The sequence below is a fragment of the uncultured Sutterella sp. genome, assembly GCF_937923675.1.
Lineage (GTDB): Bacteria > Pseudomonadota > Gammaproteobacteria > Burkholderiales > Burkholderiaceae_F > Sutterella.
The window spans coordinates 82,719-101,224 of the sequence record NZ_CALDXB010000018.1; the positions used below are offsets into that span (position 1 = coordinate 82,719).

Sequence of the window (18,506 nt, forward strand, 5' to 3'; positions counted from 1 at the left end):
GTTTACACCTGGTTTTCGCCGATGCAAAGGCTTCTATGCTCTGAATGTCTCTCTCAGGCTTAAGGAATACGTTTTATGAACGCGCCAGAATCAAAACCCGCCGCAGCAGACAAGCACACCGTTCTGGTGGTTGACGACCACCCGCTTTTTCGCCGGGGCGTAAGGGAGCTTCTTTCGCTGGACGACACGATTTCGGTCGTGGGCGAAGCCGGGACTCGCGATGAGGCGGTGCTTCTGGCGAGACAGCTCGAGCCTGAACTCATCGTGCTCGACCTCAATATGCGCGGCTCATCAGGGGTGGAAATTCTGACGACGCTCAAGTCGGAAGACCCGTCGATGCGCATTGTGATTCTGACCGTGAGCGATTCCGGAGACGACCTCCTTGCCTGCATTCGGGCCGGTGCGGACGGCTATTTCCTGAAGGACATGGAGCCCGAGCGCTTTCTTGAGAACGTGCATGAAGCTCTCGAAGGACGTCTCATCGTGGATACGGCGATGGTGAGGTATCTCACGGACATGATTCGCGAGAAAGCGCAGCCCGAGCCTCCCAATCCCCTCACGGAGCGCGAGGAAGAGGTGCTCAGCTACATCGCGCAGGGACTGACGAACAAGATGATCGCGCGAAAGCTCCAGATTTCTGACGGCACCGTCAAGGGGCATGTAAAGCATCTCCTCAAAAAGCTCGGCTTCAACAGCCGGGTTGAGGCTGCCGTCTGGGCTGCTCAGCGCGAAGAGCAGAAAGCAAAGCGGCAGATGTGACATCTGCCGCTTGGGTGAGCTGAGAAGCTCTTTAGTCTTCCGTGGCGTCGTTGGCGTTTACGGGAGCAAGAGGCTTCGCCTGCGAGCTTTCCGCATGGCAGAGCATGCATTCAAAGCGTTCGCCGGCGAGTTTTCCCGGAGCGGCATAGTGCGAACGGGGGATTTCGCCCTTCTGGCGCGCACGGTCAGTCGGCTGCTCGCGGTGGCACATCAGGCAGTTGTTTTTGTCGATGGTAATGGGGAGATAGTTCGCCACCGGATGCGGGACCGGGCTCGGAGCTCCAACGATGGGATTGTCGGCGGCAAGCGCAGGGCCGGCAAGAAGAGCAGCAGAGGCAAATACGGCAAAAATCGTATGGCGGGTCATAAGGTTCTCCAGAATTTTCTAATCCAATTTATGTGTATTTTTGCTGGCAGGTAAGCCGGGGATGCGGAAATGAAGCGCGTCTTCGGGGCAGACTTCGATGCAGCGGCCGCAGTTGAGGCACTCCCCCGATGGAATGCGGCCGGTCTCGGCCATGTCCTTGAAGCGGATGATCTGCTTTTCCGGACAGACCCTGAGGCAGTCGGCGCAGCGCGTGCATTTTTCGTCGCTGAAGGCAATGGTCACGAGAGGCCTCGGCGACGCTCTGCCCGCAAGGGACCAGAAGGCGCCGAGCGGGCAAAGATGTCCGCACCAGCCGTTGCGCATGAGACCGAGTTCAAGGGCAAAGACCGCAAGAGCGGCAGATAAAGCCGAAAGACCGGTTCCGTAAACCACGTCGCGCCAGATGATGGCCTGAGGGCTTACGGACTCAAATGCTGCCGTACCGGTTGCAAAGCTCGCCGCGAGGGTGCCTGCAAGCACGGCATAGCGCGCGCCTCTCGGCAGACGGATGTAGTCGGCGGAAAGGTCGAACTTTGTCCGGAGCCATTCAGCTGCCTCAACCACAAGATTCATCGGACAGACCCATCCGCAGAAGGTTCTCGAGCCGAGAAGGCTGTAGAAAAGCGTGATGAGCGCTGTCCCGATGAGCGTCGTAGCCGTCGGAATAATTCCGGCGAGGAGCCGTTCGAGGAATGCGAGCGGGTCGCCGAGCGGAATTATTCCGAGAATCTTCGATTGCGAGAGGTCTCCGAGGAGCAGAGGCTTGCCAGCGATTTCCCAGCCCAGCCGAGCGGAGCCCGCAAACAGAATGAGTACCAGGAGCTCGGTAACGCGTCTGGCGATCGTGAAGCGGTGCCTGCGCATGAAGGTTTGCTGCGTCATAGCGGATCCTCGCTGTTGAGGTAGTCCATGCCCGGAGCAGTTGCCGGCGCCTTTTCAGCATCGCCTTCAGAAGGCGCGGTGCTGGGCGTCGCAGGAGGACCTTCGCGGCGCATGTTCTTCGGATCCTCTTCAGAGAGCCAGCCGAGACGGTAGTGGCTGCCGATCGTGCCGAGCACGGACGAAGGATCTGCCACACGAATAGCCGCCTCGTCGGTCGGACATGCCTTTTCGCAAAGACCGCACCCTGTGCAGGCATCCGGGTGGATGACGGGCACAAAGACGGCGTGTCGCGAAAGACCGCGGGGACGCACTTCAATCGTGAGCGCACGGCCGTTCTCCGGGCATTCGCGGAAGCAGACCTCGCAGCGCAGCCCCTGCCAGGAGAGGCATGAGTTGGGGTCCACCACCGCGACGCCCATGCGGGCGTCGCGAATGTCCGTGAGGTCAGGGTCAAGCGCTCCGGTCGGACACGCTTTGACGCAGGGGAGATCCTTGCACATGTAGCAGGGAATCTCCCTCGGCGTGAAGTAAGGCGTTCCGACGGGGGCAGGAGACCGCATGCCAGCGAGCTTGAGGGTGTCGTAGGGACACGCGCTCACGCACTGACCGCAGCGCGCGCAGGCGGCGCTGAAGGCTTCTGCCGGGAGCGCCCCGGGCGGTCGGGGCTGCCAGCGGGCAACGCTCTCGCGCACAGGGATCATCCCGAGCAGAAATGCTCCTGCCGTCATGGCGCATCCCGAGGAAATGATCCCCTCAAGAAGCGCCCGGCGGCTCAGGCTTTCCCGGCTTGTCACGGCATCAGGCCTTTCTCACGAGGACGGCGGTCTTCTTGAAGTCCGGTTCCTCGGAAATCGGGTCCGTTGCGTCAATGACGACGGCATTGCACTTCACCTTCTCGTCGAAGAAGGCAAGCCACACGGTGCCGGCAGGCATGATGTTGCGGACCTGAGTTTCCACAACCGCCTCGCAGGTGCCGTGACGGCTTTCAACATGCGCAAGGTCGCCGCGCTTGAGGCCGCGCCTTTCGGCGTCGCCCGGGTTCATGTAGAGGAGCGCCTGCGGAGCTGCGCGGTGCAGTTCCGGCACGCGGCGCGTCATGGAGCCGGTATGCCAGTGCTCGAGAATGCGGCCCGTGCAGAGCCAGAGGTCGTAGTGGCCGTCAGGCTGCTCGACCGGTGCGGCATAGGGACGGAAGAAGATCTTTGCCGTGCCCGCATAAGCCGTCTGCTTCGGATCCGTAACGTTGTAGAGGTCGCCGGAAGCCACGGGCTTCATGAGCTTGCCGTAGAAGAGGTTGTCTTCCTTCGCATAGGGATCGTATTCGGTATTGAAGCGGTAGGGCGTTTCCTTGCCGTTCACGACCGGCCAGATGAGGCCGCGGCACTTCGGGTCCTGATAGGTGTCGAAGTCTGCCAGGTCATGTCCGTCGCCGAGCGTGAACTGACGGTACTCGTTGAAAAGCGCCTTTTCAGGGAACCACTTGAGGCCGAGCGCGTCGCCCGTGTTGTTGAGTTCGGTCTTGTAGAGCGGATCAGGCCACACGGCTTCGGCGCGCTTGCCCGTGGGAGCAAAGAGCGCATCAAAGAGCGTGGTCTCGGGCTTCAGACCCATGGCCTCAGCCGCAGCAAGCACGTCGGGGAGCTTGTCGTCCTTCACGCCCTTCACGGGGACGCTCTTCCAGGTTTCGCCGATGGTGAAGCGCTTGGCGATCTCCATCATCATCCAGACGTCGGTGCGCGCTTCGCCCGGGGACTTCACGAGTTGATGCCAGCCCTGCGTGCGGCGCTCGGCATTGCCGTAGAGGCCCCACTTTTCGAAGTGCGCGGCGGCCGGAAGAATCAGGTCGGCGCAGCGCGCGGAGAAGGTCGGATAAATGTCCGAAACGACCACGAAGGCGTCCGGACGACGGCAGGCCTTGATCCAGTGATTGTTGTTCGGAGCCGACTGGATGATGTTGACGACCTGGGTCCAGAGGAAGTCGATCGATTCGTCCTCGACGCCCCTCAGAATCTTCATGAGGGACGCGCCGACCTTGGGATTGAGCGTGCCGGCAGGAAGATTCCAGATCTTTTCCGTCTTCGCGCGATGAGCCGGATTGGCGACCAGCATGTCGGCCGGAAGTCTGTGGCAGAAGGCGCCCACTTCGCGGGCGGAGCCGCAGGCAGAGGGCTGACCCGTGAGCGAGAAGGCGCCGTTTCCGGGGAGCGCATGCTTGCCGAGAAGCAGGTGATAGGCATAGATCTGCTCATTCACCCAGACGCCGCGCTGGTGCTGATTGACGCCCATGCACCAGTAGCTCATGATGTCGCGCTTTTCGTCGCAGATGTAGTCGGCGAGCTCCATGAGCTTCTTCTTGAAGGTGTCGATCGACTCGTCGTTGTCGCCCTTGGCAAGTTCAGCCACGAACTCGAGCGTGTAGGGCTCGACGCCCTTTTTGAAGTCCTCAAAGGAGATCTTCCAGTGCTTGCCGGCAGTGCCGCCGGAATTCTTCTGCGGGACGACTTCGCCTTCCTTTCTGCCCTGGGCGACGGCTTCCCACTTGTCGAGCTTCACGGAGAGCTGACGCGCCATCACGTCCTTTTCGGCCGGGAAGGCGAACTTGTCCGTGTTGCGAAGGCCGAAGCCGATGTCGGTCACGCCTGCGCAGAAGATGCAGTGCTTTTCGACATAGGACTGATTCACCTTGCCGCGGCGGATGATCTCGCGAAGGATGAAGTTGAGAATCGCAAGGTCCGTATTCGGACGGAAGATGATGACAAGGTCGGAGAGGTTCGACGAGCTCGAACGATGCGTCGTGAGCTGAATGATGCGCGTGCCCTTGTCGGTAAGACGGCGGTTTGCCATGCGCGACCAGAGCACCGGATGCGCTTCAGCCGGGTTGTTGCCCCAGAGAATGATGGTGTTGGTCTTTTCGATGTCGGCGTAGCAGTTGGCCGGTTCGTCGACGCCGAAGGTCTGATAGAAGCCGACCACGGCGGAGGCCATGCAGAGACGCGCATTGGGGTCGATGTTGTTCGAGCGGAAGCCGCCCTTCATGAGCTTCGAAGCGGTATAGGCTTCCGGAATCGTGTACTGGCCTGAGCCGATGATCGAAATGCCTTCGGGGCCTTTCTTTTCAAAGGTCGCGCGCAGGTGCTTGGCCATCTCGTTGAGAGCGGTTTCCCACGACACGGGCTCAAAGCGGCCGGACTTGTCGAACTTGCCGTCCTTCATGCGCATCAGGGGCTGCGTAAGGCGGTCCTTGCCGTACATGATCTTGGCGTTGAAGTAGCCCTTCACGCAGTTGAGGCCGCGGTTCACCGGGGCTTCAGGGTCTCCCTTGGTGGCGACGACGCGGCCGTCGCGCACGCCGACCATCAGACCGCAGCCGGTGCCGCAGAAGCGGCAGACGGATTTGTGCCAGCTGATGCCCTGGTCGAGCGCGTTGGCGTCAGCAGCCTCGGCTGCAGTGACGGGAATGCCGAGCGTAAGCGCGGCGCTTGCGGCGATGCCCGACTTGAGCACCGTACGGCGATGGAATGTGATTGGGCGTTCCTGGGTCATGTGCAATCTCCCTCAGATTGGCTGGATCCGAAAGGTTTCTGAACGCACGGCATCTTTTGCCGGCGGCGCCTCTTTAAGAGGCGTCCGGACGATGCTCAATGAGGCTCACGTCAAAGACGTCAGCGAGTTCAGAGACGGTTCGGAAGAGACGGACTTCGTCATCGGTCGTGGCGGCCTCAATGGTGCAGATGAAGCGGTTGGTGGCCGGATCGGTCTGGTGGGGCTCCACGCCTTCAATGCGGCCGGCTGCTTCGACGGCAGCCTCAAGCCGGCCCGGACGTGCGATGACGAGAATGGCGGAATAGTTCATGGTCGGGGTCTACGGATAATTCTTTTGTTTACTTTGTGAATTAATCCACTGATTCATTTTCGACCGGTCTAATCCGTTGGTCTAGCTCCCAAAGCGGAGGGGCGAAAAAAGTCGAACATCTCCCGAACGGGAGATATGAAATGCTTTCTAATGGGTATTTCCGGCTTCGGCCGGGGGCGGAGAAAGGAACGTCAGAATGATGGCGGCAAGAACAAGGAGTGCCGCAAGAAAATAGGGCGTGCCGGCTGCGGGATCTGACGGGACGCTCTGGGAGGTAAAGAAAAGAAGCGGCGTGCCGAGAAGCGGACTGACGGCGCCAGTGAAGCTGTTGAGGGAACTGGCTGCGCCGAGCCGCACGCCCTGTGTTGTTGGAGACCCCGTGCGGCTGATGACGCTCTGGAGCGTCGGGCCCACGACGCCCATGAGGGAAAAGAGCGCGAGGAGCGGCAGCAGAAATGTGCCGGAAGTGGAAAAGCCGATGCCGATCAGGGCTGCAAAGCCGCAAAAGAGTCCGGTGAAGACAAGCTGCGTGGGCGTGAGTTTTGCTGAAAGACGAGGAAGAATCCACCCTTGAGTGATCGTAATGGCGGCACCCAGGACAAAGATGGAAATGCCGATCATCTTCGGGGTCCAGCCGTAGCGGAATTCCGTATAGAGCGCCCAGGTGCACTGCATCAGACTCTGAGAGAGCGTATAGAGCGTGATGACGAAAAGAATCGGCAGAACCAGGCGCTCTCTGGAAAGTGCAAGAAGCGACGAAAAGGGATTGAAGCGCTTCAGCGTAAACGGGTCGCGAGCCGGTGCGCGGAGGCTTTCCGGAAGCACGAAGAGGCCGTAGAGGAAATTCAAGGCGCAGATGATGCCGGCAAACAGGAACGGTCTGCTCGGATCCGTTTCGCCCAGCATTCCGCCCACAGCCGGGCCGAGTATGAAGGCGACGCCGAAAATGGCTCCGATGCGGCCGAATGCCGCGGTGCGGCTGGACTCATCCGTGACGTCTGCAATGTAGGCTTGAGCGACGACGATGTTTGAGCTCATCGCGCCGCCCAGAATGCGCGAGAGGAGAATGAGCCAGAGCGAATCGCAGAAGGCCGGAACGAGCATCATGACCGCAAGGCCGAAAATGCCCGTCAGAAGAACCGGACGGCGCCCGAGACGGTCGGATATGGCTCCGATCGCAGGGGCGGAAAAGAACTGCATCAGGCCGTAGCTCACCATGATGGCGCCGTACCAGGACGCCTGAGCATCGGGAGAGGATGCGAGCGTGCCGATGAGCCGCGGCAGCACCGGGATGATGAGCCCGATGCCCAGCGCGTCAAGAAACACGCAGGCAAGGACGAAGCCTGCGGCTGGCGTTCTGACCATGAAAGAGGACCGAAAAGCAGGTGAGTGAAGAGGAAATAATAGCCGGACAGCAATCCTCCTATGAATTCAGGTGATTTGCCTATTAAAACTGATGCAAATCAGAATAGATCCCTTCTCTCAACATTTCAGACGGGTTGAGGCGAGGAATATCGGGAGGATGACTCAGGCGCTTCCCTCGATCCCCTGCTAGTGTTGGGAGAGCAGTCTATAAAGACGTGCGCGCCTCTATGCGGAAAGCGCTCAGGCCTCTAGCGGACTGCTGAACATTTGAAGATGCGGACGCAGGGCAAACTCATCCGCATTCCAAGAGAAAAATATCAGAGCGGTTTTTTCTGCGGCTCCGAAGCGTTCGGAGAGGATCCTCAATCATTGCAGCAGATTCCGCCAGACGATCGGGTCTCACTTTTCCCCGAATCCGGAGCACTAGTTTATGAAGCGCGTTTTCCAGTTTGCGATGCCGTTTCTTCAGGCCTCGCTTGTCAAGCAGATCGTAGTCGGCCTTGTGCTAGGCATAGCGCTCGGCCTTACCTTTCCTGAAGTCGCCAAGAGCGTCGGCCTCCTGGGCAGCCTCTTTGTCGCAGCACTGAAGGGCGTGGCGCCGATCCTCGTCTTCGTGCTGGTGATGTCGTCGATTGCCAATCAGCAGATCGCAGGCGACCGCCACATCAAGCCGATTGTCGTTCTTTACCTTCTCGGCACTTTTGCTGCCGCGCTCATTGCGGTAGGCGCAAGCTTCCTCTGGCCGACGTCCATTGCACTTACCGTGACGGATCAGGCGGTTTCCGCGCCGAGCGGCATCATGGAAGTCTTCCGCAACCTGCTGCTGCAGGCTGTCGATAATCCTGTAAACGCCATCAGCAAGGGCAATTACATCAGCATTCTCGTGTGGGCGATCGCCATGGGCGTGGTGCTCCGCCATGCGCACAGCTCCACGCGCGAAGTGCTGTTCGATGCCGCCCGCGCGGTGGAATTCATCGTCCGCCTCGTCATTCGCTTCGCTCCCTTCGGCATTTTCGGTCTTGTCGCCTCCACGCTTGCAACGACCGGGCTCGAAGCCTTTGCCGGCTATCTGAAGGTGCTTGCGGTGCTCGTCGGCACGATGTTCTTCATCGCGCTTGTCGTCAATCCGTTCCTCGTCTGGCTCTGCATTCGCAGGAACCCGTATCCCTACACGCTGATGACGCTGCGTGAATCGGGCGTTGCCGCTTTCTTCACCCGTTCGTCCGCAGCCAATATTCCGGTGAATCTTGAGATCTGCCGTCGTCTTGGCCTTCCGGAATCCACCTATTCGATCTCCATTCCGGTTGGCGCCACCGTCAACATGCAGGGCGCCGCGATCACGATTACGGTGCTTACGCTCGCGGGCGTCCATACGCTCGGCATGCCGGTAGACATCCTTTCGGCCATCTTCCTCTCCTTTGTGGCTGCGATCTGCGCGGCAGGCGCCTCCGGCGTCCCGGGGGGATCGCTCATGCTGATTCCGCTTGCCTGCGGTTTGTTCGGCATTGATCAGAACACCGCCATGCAGGTGGTTGCGGTCGGCTTCATCATCGGCGTGGTGCAGGATTCCTGCGAAACGGCGCTTAACTCTTCGGCCGACGCGCTCTTTACGATTGCCGCCTGCAAGCGCGCCGAACGGCTGCAGGGAAAGGAAGAATAATTTTTTCCTGATTCCGGCATAAATCCGAGAACGCCCTGCCGCGGGATTGCTGCGGCAGGGCGTTCTTTTAGAATGCAGAGCTTCGTAGTTTATTTTCCTGGTCAAATATTCATGCGCCGCTATTCATCCGCTTTGGAAGCGCTTCAGCAGGTCTTCGGATATGACGCTTTCCGCGGATTTCAGAAAGAGGTTGTTGAGACTGTTGTGAACGGCGAGGATGCGCTTGTGCTCATGCCGACGGGCGGCGGGAAAAGTCTCTGCTATCAGATCCCGGCGCTGCTGCGCGACGGCGTGGCCATTGTGGTTTCGCCGCTGATTGCGCTCATGCATGATCAGGTGGATGCGCTCGAGGAGCTTGGCGTCCGGGCGGCATATCTGAATTCGACGCTCCTGCCGGAAGAGGCTGTTGAAGTCAGAAACCAGGTCCGGCGAGGCGAAATCGACCTGCTTTATGTTTCGCCGGAGCGGCTCCTGATGTCCTCCATGCTCTCTTTTTTGAAGGAGCTTCGGATTTCTCTCTTTGCGATTGACGAAGCGCACTGCGTGAGCATCTGGGGCCATGACTTCCGGCCGGAATACAGCAAGCTTTCGATCCTGAAGGAGACCTTCCCTCAGGTGCCGAGAATTGCGCTCACCGCGACGGCGGATCAGAAGACGAGAGAGGAGATAGTGGAAAAGCTCCTCCTCAATCCGCGCAAGTTTATTGCGAGCTTTGACCGGCCCAATATCTTCTATCGGATTGTGGACAAGCACAATGTGAAGGAGCAGGTCGCGCACTTCATCCGCACGGAGCATCCCGGCGAGTGCGGGGTTGTTTACTGTCTCGCGCGCAGCACCTGCGAGGACGTCTGCGAATTCCTGCAGGCGAGAGGCGTGCGTGCGGTCTTCTATCATGCCGGACTGTCTTCTGAGGAGCGTGCCGCGCGCCTTGCGCTCTTTCAGCGCGAGGATGATGTCGTCATGGTGGCGACCATCGCTTTCGGCATGGGCATTGATAAGCCCAATGTGCGCTTTGTCGCGCACGTGGATATGCCGAAATCGATAGAGGGATATTTTCAGGAAACCGGGCGTGCCGGCCGCGACGGACTGCCTTCCGACGCCTGGATGGCGTACGGGCTTCGGGATGTGGTGAGCCAGCGCAGGTTTATTGAGCAAAGCGACGCCGACGAGCTCTATAAGCAGCTCTCCACGCAGAAGCTTGATGCCATGCTTGGACTTGCCGAAGCCTGCGACTGCCGCCGGGTGCGGCTCCTCGCCTATTTCGGCGAAAAAAGCGAACCCTGCGGGAAATGCGACAACTGCGTCAACCCGCCGAAAATCTGGGATGCAACGCTTGCGGCTAAAAAACTCATCAGCTGCATCTGGCGCATTCAGCAGAAGTCCGGGACAAGCTTCGGCGCAAAGCATGTCATCGACGTGCTTGTCGGCAAGGAGACCGAGCGGGTACTCTCCTGCGGTCATACTCAGTTGAGCACCTGGGGGATCGGCAAGGATCTCAATGATCAGCAGTGGCGGGCAGTGCTGCGGCAGCTGATTGCCCGGCATGTGGTGTGGGTCGATGCCGAGCGGCACAATGTACTGAGGCTCGGGCAGCTCGCCAACAATCTGCTTCGCGGGGAAATCCGGGTTGAGGTGCGCCGCGAGGTGATCGATCAGCCGGAAGGAAAATCTCACCGGGCGCAGGCCAGGGCTTCAAAAGATGAAATCCTGGCAGGTCTCGGCGGAAGCGCCCGACAGATCTTTGAAGCCCTTAGAAAATGGAGGCTCGAGACGGCGCGCGCCCTCAATAAGCCTCCATATGTGATTTTCCCTGACCGCACGCTTCTTGAAATCGCACGCAGAAAGCCTGTGACGCTTGACGCCATGCTCGGCATTCCCGGCGTCGGCAGAAGAAAGCTTGAAAGCTATGCCGAGGAGATCATCAAAATCGTGCGTGCGGAGTGCTGACCGGAAGGCGCTTCGCTTCAGGCTTTCGGAGCCGTTACGCGGGGCTTCTGCTTTCTGTTGGCCAGAATGCGGTCAAAAAGGGAATTGGGAATAAGCCGCATGATTTTGGCGAGCACGCCCATCTGCCAGGGAATGACGCGGTAGGTCGTGCGCTCCGTAATGGCTTTTACCGCTTCGCGGGCAAAATCATCAGGCTCCATGATGAAGGGCATCCTGTAGGGATTTTCTGCAGTGAGCGGCGTCCGTACAAAGCCCGGGCAGATGGTGCTCACGAGAATGCCGTATTTCTGCAGTTCGATGCGCAGGCTCTCGCAGTAGGTAATGACGGCGGATTTGCTCGCGCAATAGGCTTCGGAGCCGGGAAGCCCCCTGATGCCGGCGACGGAGCCCATCCCGACGAGCTGCCCGTAGCCGCGCGCCTTCATGGGTTCAATGAAGGGATGGAAGGTGTAGGCCATGGCGAAGACATTGATGCGGTAGACGGCTTCGAGCATGTCGAGGTCTTCTTCGAACTCCGTTTTGACGCCGTGCGAAATGCCGGCGTTGGCAATGACGAGCGTCGTGCCCCCCGATCGGCATTCAAACTCCCGGGCGGCAGCAAATATTTCCTCACGATTGGTGACGTCGGCCGGAAGAACGAAGTGGCGCTTCAGGCCGCCGTTCAGGGAGTCTGCAAGCTCTTCAAGTCGATCGCGGCTTCGGGCCACCAGGCCAACGGTGGCGCCGCGGGCTGCGTAGGCGCGTGCAAGCGCTGCGCCGATGCCGCTTGAAGCGCCGGTGATGAAAACATTGAGCACAGGAAAACCTCTGGATATAAAAAGAGGCGTTTCGGATGACGGCTCCGAAACGCCCCGTCTTTAATGGGAAAGGAAAGACGAATCAGCGGCGCTGAGCACGAACCTGATCAACGAGATACGAGATGCAGGCCGGAGTCGCTTCACGCGTGCCGACAAGATGGGGACCGGTGGAATAGATGCCGCCCACGCCGATCATCGGCGTGCTGTCAATCTGGTAGCTGTTCCAGTACTGCGTCGCCTGGCGGGACTTGTTCATGACGCTGAAGGAGCGCATGGTCTGCTCCCACTTCTTGCCGTCGACGCCGGCCTTCGTCATGAAATCGAGAATATCGGGGGCGGGATTGTCGTAGTTGTAGGGATGCTCCTGATAAATCACGCTCTCGAAGAACTTCATGTGAAGCTGGTCGAGGAGGCCGAGCGCTTCAAGCGCAAAGTAGGTCTGCGTGAAGGGCAGGAATTTCGGCTGCCAGGCAACCGGGCACACGCGGATGGTCACGTCCTTGGGGGCGGTCTTGGCCCACTTTTCAAAATGCGGCGCAAACTGCAGGCAGTGCGGGCAGGTATAGGCGAAGAATTCCACGACTTCGATTGTGTCGCGCGGCGTGGGCGCCGGAGGATTCACGATGAGGTATTCCTTACCGGCGGTATAGGTCGGCGCGGCAAGAAGGGAACCGGAAGCCGGGGCGAGCGCTGCGGCGAGAACAACCTGGCGACGAGAAAGCATTGTGCGTAATCCTTTTTGAATGTGCAGTTCCGAAGGGGTGTTTACTGCTTGTCCTGAACAATAACAGGATTCAGTCCCTGATCAGAAAGACTGTTGAGGACTTCCTGAGCGGCAGGGCGGGAGGCAAAGGGGCCGACGCGGACCCGCCAGTATGAACCAGACTGCCGGATTTGCGCGCCGATGCCCTGCATGGCAAGGGTGGCGGCACTTGTTTCTGCATCACCCTGCTTCGAGAATGATCCCACCTGAACCCAGAAGTTTTGAGCTGAAGAAGGAGCCTTTTCTGTTTCAGAAGTTGAATCCCTGGCCACGGTAACAGTACGTACGCTTCCTGTTTCCTGGTCGGAGCTGCCGGCATCGTTTTGCTGATTAAGCCGTGCATTGGGATCCACTCCGCCCGCGAGCTTCGCGGCGGGATCCACGTCAGCAGTCACGCGGTCGACCTTATCGACGAAAGGCACCGGACTTTTGGCAATGACCAGCATTGCGCCTGCTGCGATGCCGAGACCGGTAACCACGCCGATGAGAAAGCCGGCAAAGCCGGCAGCGAATCCGCTTTTAGCCACTTCAAGGCTCCCAGACCAAGTTATTCAGACTTTTCTTCTTCAGCCGGTTCCTCTTCGCGGCGGCTCATGCGCTCAGGGGCGGAAATGCCGAGAAGACGAAGACCATTGCCAAGGACCTGACGGGCGGCGGCAAGAAGCGCGAGACGAGCATTGCGTTCGGCATCATTTTCAACCACCACGCGTTCGGCGTTGTAGAAAGCATGGAACGCGGCCGCAAGGTTCTTGAGGTAGTAGCAGAGCACGTGCGGCGCATGATCGCGTGCAGCAACGCGCAGCGTCGTCGGATATTCCGCAATGGCGCCGATGAGCGCTTCGCTCGCCTTGGAACTGAGCGGCGAAAGATCGATTTCGGCAAGCTTGTCGTTCGCGGGCACGGCATAACCCTGTTCGGCGGCGTTTGCGAAAACCGAGCAGATGCGCGCATGAGCGTACTGCAGATAGTAGACCGGGTTTTCGTCGCTCTTTTGCTGAGCGAGCGTCACGTCGAAGACGAATTCTGCATCGGCCTTGCGCGAAACCAGGAAGTAGCGGGCGGCGTCGCGGCCGGCCCAGTCGACCAGATCGCGTAGCGTCACGTAATTGCCCGAGCGCTTGCTCATCTTCACGGGTTCGCCGTCCTTGATGACGGAGAGCATCTTATGAAGGATGTATTCCGGGAAGGTCTTGGGAATTGAGATTCCAAGGACGCCCGACGCGGCCTGCAGGCCTGCGCGGACGCGGGCGATGGTGCCGTGATGATCCGTGCCCTGAATGTTTACAGCCTTGGTGTAGCCGCGGCTGAACTTGTTGAGGTGGTAGGCGACGTCCGGCACAAAATAGGTGTAGGTGCCGTCGGCCTTTTTCATCACGCGGTCCTTGTCGTCCGTAAGACCGTTCCCGAGGTCCTCGAACGATGTGGTGCGAAGCCAGAGCGCGCCATCCTTTTCGTAGGTATTGCCCGAGTCGATGATCGCCTGAACGGTTTTCTGAACCGCGCCGGTGGAATACAGCGAGGATTCGAGGAAGAAGTTGTCGAACTTCACGCCAAGCGCTGAGAGGTCGTCGTCCTGCTCGTTGCGAAGGTAGGCGACGGCATAACGACGCACGAGATCCGTGTCCGTGTAGTCGCCGGAAGATTCAATGACGCCGCCGGCATGCGGATGGACGGGCTTCTTGTCAAGGAAATCGCGGGCGATCGAAATAATGTATTCGCCGTGATAGGCATTTTCAGGAAGCTCGATGGCTTCGCCCTGAAGCTCCCGGCAGCGCAGCTGCACGGAGTGCGCGAGGTTCCCGATCTGAACGCCCGCATCGTTGTAGTAGAACTCGCGGGAAACCTTCCAGCCCTGAGAGCTGAGAAGATTGGCAAGCACGTCGCCCAAAGCGCCCTGACGCGCATGGCCCAGGTGCAGGGGGCCGGTGGGATTCGCTGAAACGTACTCGAGAAGGACCGATTCGCCTTCATGCTCGCGGTTCGTGCCGTATCTCTCGCCCTGACGAAGCACTTCGCCGATGATCGCCACGCGGGCATTCTGAGCAACGCGAATGTTGATGAAGCCGGGGCCGGCGATCTCGACCGTGTCTGCCGTCTGGGAGAAGGCGGGATCAGCCTTCATGGCGGCAACAAGCTCTTCGGCGATGGCGCGCGGATTTTTCTTCAGGCGTCGGGCCAGCTGCAGAGCGCAGGTGCAGGCGATGTCGCCGTGCGTCGGATCCTTCGGGCGCTCAAGCGTCACCGGAGCATCTTCTGCGCCGAGTTTAGCGAGAGCTCCGGCGATGAGCTTCTGAATGGCTTCTTTCTGATTGTCGAGCATGGGAGAGAACGGACTTCTAAGTTTTGCGGGCGCTGACAGGGCTCTGAGATCAAAGGCGCTTGTCGCGCTCGATCCAGGCGTAGGCCGAATGATTGTGAATGGATTCGAAGTTTTCCGCTTCGACGCGGTAGGCGACGACGCGATCGTCGGCGTTGAGGACCTTGGCCATGTCGCGCACGAGGTCTTCGACAAACTTCGGATGATCGTAGGCGTACTCGGTGACGTACTTTTCATCCGAACGCTTCAGGCGCGACCAGAGCTGGCAGGAAGCAGCGTTTTCCGCAATGGCAACCTGCTCTTCAAAGCTCATGGGAGCGGAAAGAATAAGCGAGCTCGTCAGATGCGAGCGCTGATTATGAGCGCCGTAGCGGGAGATTTCCTTCGAGCAGGGGCAGAGGCTTGTCACCGGCGCAAGGGCTTCCTGGCGCACGGTTACTTCACCATTGACCGATGTGGCGATGAGCGCGCACTGATAATTCATGATGCTCTCGAGCTTGCTCACGGGCGCGATTTTGCGCACGAAGAAGGGAAAGCGAATTTCGATCGTGCCGTCCTCGGCATGAAGGCGCTCGAGCATCTCCGTGAAGAGTCGGCGCATGAGATCTGCATCAAGGGGTTCGCTTAGTTCCTCCATGAGCGCGATGAAGCGCGACATGTGCGTGCCCTTTTTGTCGGCAGGGAGCGAAACGGTCATGGTGATGTCGGCGACCGTATGCTGCGGTGCGTCGCGGCCGGCGACAATAACCGGCAGGCGGATGCCGCGCACGCCGACGCGATTGATGGCGATGTTGCGCTCATCTTCGGAGGACTGTACGTCCGGGAGAGTTGTCTTGTTTTCAGCTTCCATGGCGAAAGTCTTTTCTTTTATTTGGTGCGGACTGACGTTGCCGATCAGGATGATGGTCCCCGCAGTCCTTTGAATGACTTCATGCACGCGTCGGCTGGTTCGGCGTGAACGAGACGGCGGCCAGAGGCACGCGCGCAGATACCGGAAAAAACCTTAAGGGGTTTTTCCTTGAGTTGGGAGGCTATCTTACTAGAGGTGCGCAGTGGATGCGCCCGCAGAGCGTGGGCCTAACTATGTAGACAGATACGATTTATTGCATATTTCTGCCGTCTGCAATGATTTAGAGGTCGCGGAAGGTCTGAGAACGTGAAATATGCCGCTCATGCGCCCGATATACTTTTGGCACATGATGCTGATAGAAGGAAGCAGGAAAGCCTCCCGCAACGAGCGTCATAGAGTAGAGAGACAACGATGCCAGTATTTATTTTTCCCCCCAGCGGCGGCGGCAGCCCCATCCTGAGTTTCTTGGTCGGACTCGCCACCCTTGCCATTCTCATAGGTCTCGTGATTTTCTTCCTGCCGCTCATTGCCGGCATAGTTATTGCCGTCATTGTGCTGATTGCGGCTGTGTATTGCTGGGGATGGCTTAAACGCAAGTTCGGCTGGGAGTCCGAAGAGGAAAAAGCTTTCCGGCAGGTGATGGAAAAGGCCGAAGCCATGGCGCGCTCTCAGTATCACGGGGGCGGTACTGTTTATGAGCGTGAGGAGATCCGAATTTCTTCCCCTCAGCGACCCGGAGATCGCCGCCGCGTAATGAAGGATGTTGAGGATATTGAGGAAACGCCTGTGACCCCGAAGGATTCATCGAAATCCTGAGGCAGAAGGCTGAATCCCTGATTTGTATTCCCGGGCGTACAGTTTGCGAATCGCAGCTGTGCGCCCGAATTGCATCAGAGGAGCGGTGAAATCAGGAAGGAAGCGCCTTCGCGCAGTCTGTCCGAAAGCGGGCGATTGCGCCAGGCGTCGGCCTCAAGCTCCCTGCAGTGCGTTTCATATTCGGCATGGAGCGCAGAAAGGTCGCGTACGAACGCCTGGTCGAAAATCGCCATCATCAGCTCAAAATTGAGGTGCAGGGAGCGATTGTCGATATTGAGTGTTCCGAAAACAGCAAATTCATTGTCTACGGAAATGGATTTGGTGTGCAGGAGTCCTCCCTCATAGAGAAGAATCCGCACGCCCGATTCAAGAAGTTCGTCGAAATAGCGCCGCATGGCCCAGCCCGTAGCGGGGCTGTCGCACTTTTCCGGCACGATGAGCGTCACGGAGACGCCGCGCAGCACCGCATTAAAGAGCGCGCAGACTACCGATTCCGTCGGAATGAAATAGGGCGTGGTGATGGTCAGGGTATGTTCCGCGCGGTTGATGGCTTCAAGCACCAGCAGAAGGTTGCGGTCGCCGTTGGCATAAGGCCCGGACGGTACGGTCGCGATAACGGCGTCTCCGACATTAAGCGCCGATTCCGCGGCAAAGGTTTCTTCGAAATCCGTGAGATCGCCATCGGGCTGAAGCGCCCAGTCGAATTGCCAGACTGCGGCAAGCGCTCTGACGGCGGGACCTTCGACCCGCACCATCGCGTCGACCCAGGCCCCGACAACGGTAGCTTCCGCATAGCTTCTGGGATCGATCATGTTGAAGCTTCCCGTATAAGCGACTTTATTGTCGATCACCACGGTTTTGCGGTGAAGTCGGATGTCAGCGCGCTGCAGGCCGAAGAAGCGAAGGAATTTCATGGGGAGTGCAGCAGCGATGACAATGCCTTCGCGTTCGAGGAGTTTCTTGGCGTCCGAGCGAAGAAAAACACGCGAACCAAAGTCATCAACGAGAAGCCGTATGCGCACGCCCCGCCTCGCGGCTGCAATAAGGGATCGAGTTATTTCCCGAATCTCCCCGCCGTCTTCCCAGATGTAGAACTCCATGTCGATGGATTCGCGCGCTGCTGCGATGTCCTTATGGAGGGATTGAATGGTTTCAGCGGAGGACGCCCTGAGGAGCGCGGAAGAACCGGTGGCAAGCGGCATTCCGGCCAATTTTGCTGCGAGCCGCAGCAGCGTGCGGTGGCGGGCAAGATGCCGGGGGAGGGGCCCGAGCGGCGTGAGCTTATGCTGAGAGAGCTGGCCCCAGCGTTCAATAGCTGCTTGCAGACGCTTGGCTCTGAGCCTTCCGATTGGCCGTTCGCCGAAGGCAAGGTAAAGAAGAAAGCCGAAGTAGGGAAGGATTGTGGTCAGCAGAATCCAGGCAAAGGCAGAACCTGGCGGATGCCGCGTCAGCATGACGCGGACAATGACGCTGAGAACGATGAGCAGCTGCAGGAGCGCAGCCAGCGCACTCCATAGCGTGAAGCTTTCTGGGATTGCCATAAAAAAATAATCCGACAAGAATGTCGATGATATTAATGAAATCTGCCGGGGTTAGGGCCTTCGGAAAAACGAAATCAAGGAACTTTTTTCATTTCAGCTCTTGACAGAATCTAAAAAAGCCGTAATAATTCGGTCCTCTCGCTACGGAGGGGTGCCCGAGTGGCTAAAGGGGGCAGACTGTAAATCTGTTGGCTTACGCCTACGATGGTTCGAATCCATCCCCCTCCACCAGCGAAACTTGCGACGAACAAGCATTAGCGCCGCAAGCTCCTAAAAGCGGAGCGGAATGACTAGTTCTCGATCCTGAGCGGGTGTAGCTCAATGGTAGAGCAGAGGCCTTCCAAGCCCCCGACGAGGGTTCGATTCCCTTCACCCGCTCCAGATAAATTGCCCATGTGGCTCAGTGGTAGAGCACTCCCTTGGTAAGGGAGAGGTCATGCGTTCGATCCGCATCATGGGCACCAGAATTCCTTTCTACGTCCAATCTGATCCGACCTATCCTAAGGCGGATCTTTGTTCATTCAGGAGCCGACAATGGCCAAGGAAAAATTTGAGCGTAAGAAGCCGCATGTGAACGTGGGCACGATTG

General features: G+C 58.8%; 16 protein-coding genes and 3 tRNA genes. 7 read left to right on the forward strand and 12 right to left on the reverse strand.

Translation table 11 applies throughout. The features are described from left to right. Positions 1–75 precede the first annotated feature (75 nt). The gene (gene narL, locus Q0106_RS01675; RefSeq protein WP_297608008.1) at positions 76–759 is read left to right on the forward strand and encodes a two-component system response regulator NarL; all 684 of its coding nucleotides are present in this window, start codon (positions 76–78) and stop codon (positions 757–759) included. A 31-nt stretch (positions 760–790) separates the two neighbouring features. Here narL and Q0106_RS01680 read toward each other — a convergent pair whose 3' ends face one another. The 6 genes from Q0106_RS01680 to Q0106_RS01705 all read right to left on the reverse strand — a co-directional run bounded on the left by Q0106_RS01680 (position 791) and on the right by Q0106_RS01705 (position 7,226). After that, positions 791–1,126: a nitrate reductase cytochrome c-type subunit gene (locus tag Q0106_RS01680; protein WP_297608011.1), complete on the reverse strand. Its 336-nt coding sequence runs from the start codon at positions 1,124–1,126 to the stop codon at positions 791–793. An 18-nt stretch (positions 1,127–1,144) separates the two neighbouring features. After that, positions 1,145–2,008, reverse strand: a complete 864-nt coding sequence (gene napH / locus Q0106_RS01685; RefSeq protein ID WP_297608014.1) for a quinol dehydrogenase ferredoxin subunit NapH — start codon at positions 2,006–2,008, stop codon at positions 1,145–1,147. After that, positions 2,005–2,802 (reverse strand): ferredoxin-type protein NapG, encoded by a 798-nt coding sequence (napG, locus tag Q0106_RS01690; RefSeq protein ID WP_297608017.1) that lies wholly within the window; start codon positions 2,800–2,802, stop codon positions 2,005–2,007. The genes napH and napG overlap by 4 nt, the downstream gene beginning before the upstream one ends. A gap of 4 nt (positions 2,803–2,806) precedes the next feature. Next, positions 2,807–5,551 (reverse strand): nitrate reductase catalytic subunit NapA, encoded by a 2,745-nt coding sequence (gene napA, locus Q0106_RS01695; RefSeq protein WP_297608020.1) that lies wholly within the window; start codon positions 5,549–5,551, stop codon positions 2,807–2,809. A gap of 73 nt (positions 5,552–5,624) precedes the next feature. Next, entirely contained in the window at positions 5,625–5,861 is a 237-nt protein-coding gene (locus Q0106_RS01700; protein ID WP_297608023.1) for a chaperone NapD, read from the reverse strand. Between the two features lie 147 nt (positions 5,862–6,008). After that, entirely contained in the window at positions 6,009–7,226 is a 1,218-nt protein-coding gene (locus Q0106_RS01705) for an MFS transporter (protein ID WP_297608026.1), read from the reverse strand. A gap of 430 nt (positions 7,227–7,656) precedes the next feature. Here Q0106_RS01705 and sstT point away from each other — a divergent pair, with 430 nt between their 5' ends. Then, positions 7,657–8,886 (forward strand): serine/threonine transporter SstT, encoded by a 1,230-nt coding sequence (gene sstT, locus Q0106_RS01710; protein ID WP_297608029.1) that lies wholly within the window; start codon positions 7,657–7,659, stop codon positions 8,884–8,886. 111 nt (positions 8,887–8,997) lie between these two features. Then, positions 8,998–10,833 carry a DNA helicase RecQ gene (gene recQ, locus Q0106_RS01715; protein ID WP_297608031.1) on the forward strand — a complete coding sequence of 612 codons (1,836 nt, stop codon included), beginning with the start codon at positions 8,998–9,000 and terminating at the stop codon, positions 10,831–10,833. Positions 10,834–10,850: 17 nt separating this feature from the next. On the opposite strand, the gene Q0106_RS01720 is transcribed toward recQ, so the two are convergent. The 5 genes from Q0106_RS01720 to folE2 form a co-directional block, all read right to left on the reverse strand. Beyond that, a complete protein-coding gene (locus tag Q0106_RS01720) occupies positions 10,851–11,630 on the reverse strand; it encodes an SDR family oxidoreductase (protein ID WP_297608033.1) in 780 nt (259 codons plus the stop codon). Between the two features lie 82 nt (positions 11,631–11,712). Next, positions 11,713–12,354 (reverse strand): thiol:disulfide interchange protein DsbA/DsbL, encoded by a 642-nt coding sequence (locus tag Q0106_RS01725; protein WP_297608036.1) that lies wholly within the window; start codon positions 12,352–12,354, stop codon positions 11,713–11,715. Between the two features lie 41 nt (positions 12,355–12,395). Further along, positions 12,396–12,920: an SPOR domain-containing protein gene (locus tag Q0106_RS01730; RefSeq protein WP_297608041.1), complete on the reverse strand. Its 525-nt coding sequence runs from the start codon at positions 12,918–12,920 to the stop codon at positions 12,396–12,398. Positions 12,921–12,940: 20 nt separating this feature from the next. Continuing rightward, positions 12,941–14,713, reverse strand: a complete 1,773-nt coding sequence (gene argS, locus Q0106_RS01735) for an arginine--tRNA ligase (protein ID WP_297608044.1) — start codon at positions 14,711–14,713, stop codon at positions 12,941–12,943. 49 nt (positions 14,714–14,762) lie between these two features. Next, entirely contained in the window at positions 14,763–15,560 is a 798-nt protein-coding gene (gene folE2, locus Q0106_RS01740) for a GTP cyclohydrolase FolE2 (protein ID WP_297608047.1), read from the reverse strand. Positions 15,561–15,971: 411 nt separating this feature from the next. Between folE2 and Q0106_RS01745 the strand changes: the two genes are divergently transcribed. Next, entirely contained in the window at positions 15,972–16,376 is a 405-nt protein-coding gene (locus Q0106_RS01745) for an adenosylhomocysteine nucleosidase (protein ID WP_297608050.1), read from the forward strand. A 74-nt stretch (positions 16,377–16,450) separates the two neighbouring features. On the opposite strand, the gene cls is transcribed toward Q0106_RS01745, so the two are convergent. Then, positions 16,451–17,917, reverse strand: a complete 1,467-nt coding sequence (cls, locus tag Q0106_RS01750) for a cardiolipin synthase (protein ID WP_297608053.1) — start codon at positions 17,915–17,917, stop codon at positions 16,451–16,453. Between the two features lie 145 nt (positions 17,918–18,062). Between cls and Q0106_RS01755 the strand changes: the two genes are divergently transcribed. The 3 genes from Q0106_RS01755 (at position 18,063) to Q0106_RS01765 (ending at position 18,381) form a co-directional block, all read left to right on the forward strand. Then, a tRNA-Tyr gene (locus Q0106_RS01755) sits at positions 18,063–18,148 on the forward strand. Between the two features lie 76 nt (positions 18,149–18,224). Next, positions 18,225–18,298, forward strand: a tRNA-Gly gene (locus tag Q0106_RS01760). 8 nt (positions 18,299–18,306) lie between these two features. Then, positions 18,307–18,381 (forward strand) — tRNA-Thr (locus tag Q0106_RS01765). Positions 18,382–18,506 lie beyond the last annotated feature (125 nt).

Excerpts from the sequence above, each read along its gene's own strand:
- narL (WP_297608008.1), top strand. The coding sequence starts at position 76 with ATGAACGCGCCAGAATCAAAACCCGCCGCAGCAGACAAGCACACCGTT.
- Q0106_RS01725 (WP_297608036.1), bottom strand. The coding sequence starts at position 12,354 with ATGCTTTCTCGTCGCCAGGTTGTTCTCGCCGCAGCGCTCGCCCCGGCT.
- recQ (WP_297608031.1), top strand. The coding sequence starts at position 8,998 with ATGCGCCGCTATTCATCCGCTTTGGAAGCGCTTCAGCAGGTCTTCGGA.
- napA (WP_297608020.1), bottom strand. The coding sequence starts at position 5,551 with ATGACCCAGGAACGCCCAATCACATTCCATCGCCGTACGGTGCTCAAG.
- cls (WP_297608053.1), bottom strand. The coding sequence starts at position 17,917 with ATGGCAATCCCAGAAAGCTTCACGCTATGGAGTGCGCTGGCTGCGCTC.
- Q0106_RS01705 (WP_297608026.1), bottom strand. The coding sequence starts at position 7,226 with ATGGTCAGAACGCCAGCCGCAGGCTTCGTCCTTGCCTGCGTGTTTCTT.
- folE2 (WP_297608047.1), bottom strand. The coding sequence starts at position 15,560 with ATGGAAGCTGAAAACAAGACAACTCTCCCGGACGTACAGTCCTCCGAA.
- Q0106_RS01700 (WP_297608023.1), bottom strand. The coding sequence starts at position 5,861 with ATGAACTATTCCGCCATTCTCGTCATCGCACGTCCGGGCCGGCTTGAG.
- napH (WP_297608014.1), bottom strand. The coding sequence starts at position 2,008 with ATGACGCAGCAAACCTTCATGCGCAGGCACCGCTTCACGATCGCCAGA.
- Q0106_RS01745 (WP_297608050.1), top strand. The coding sequence starts at position 15,972 with ATGCCAGTATTTATTTTTCCCCCCAGCGGCGGCGGCAGCCCCATCCTG.
- argS (WP_297608044.1), bottom strand. The coding sequence starts at position 14,713 with ATGCTCGACAATCAGAAAGAAGCCATTCAGAAGCTCATCGCCGGAGCT.
- Q0106_RS01680 (WP_297608011.1), bottom strand. The coding sequence starts at position 1,126 with ATGACCCGCCATACGATTTTTGCCGTATTTGCCTCTGCTGCTCTTCTT.
- sstT (WP_297608029.1), top strand. The coding sequence starts at position 7,657 with ATGAAGCGCGTTTTCCAGTTTGCGATGCCGTTTCTTCAGGCCTCGCTT.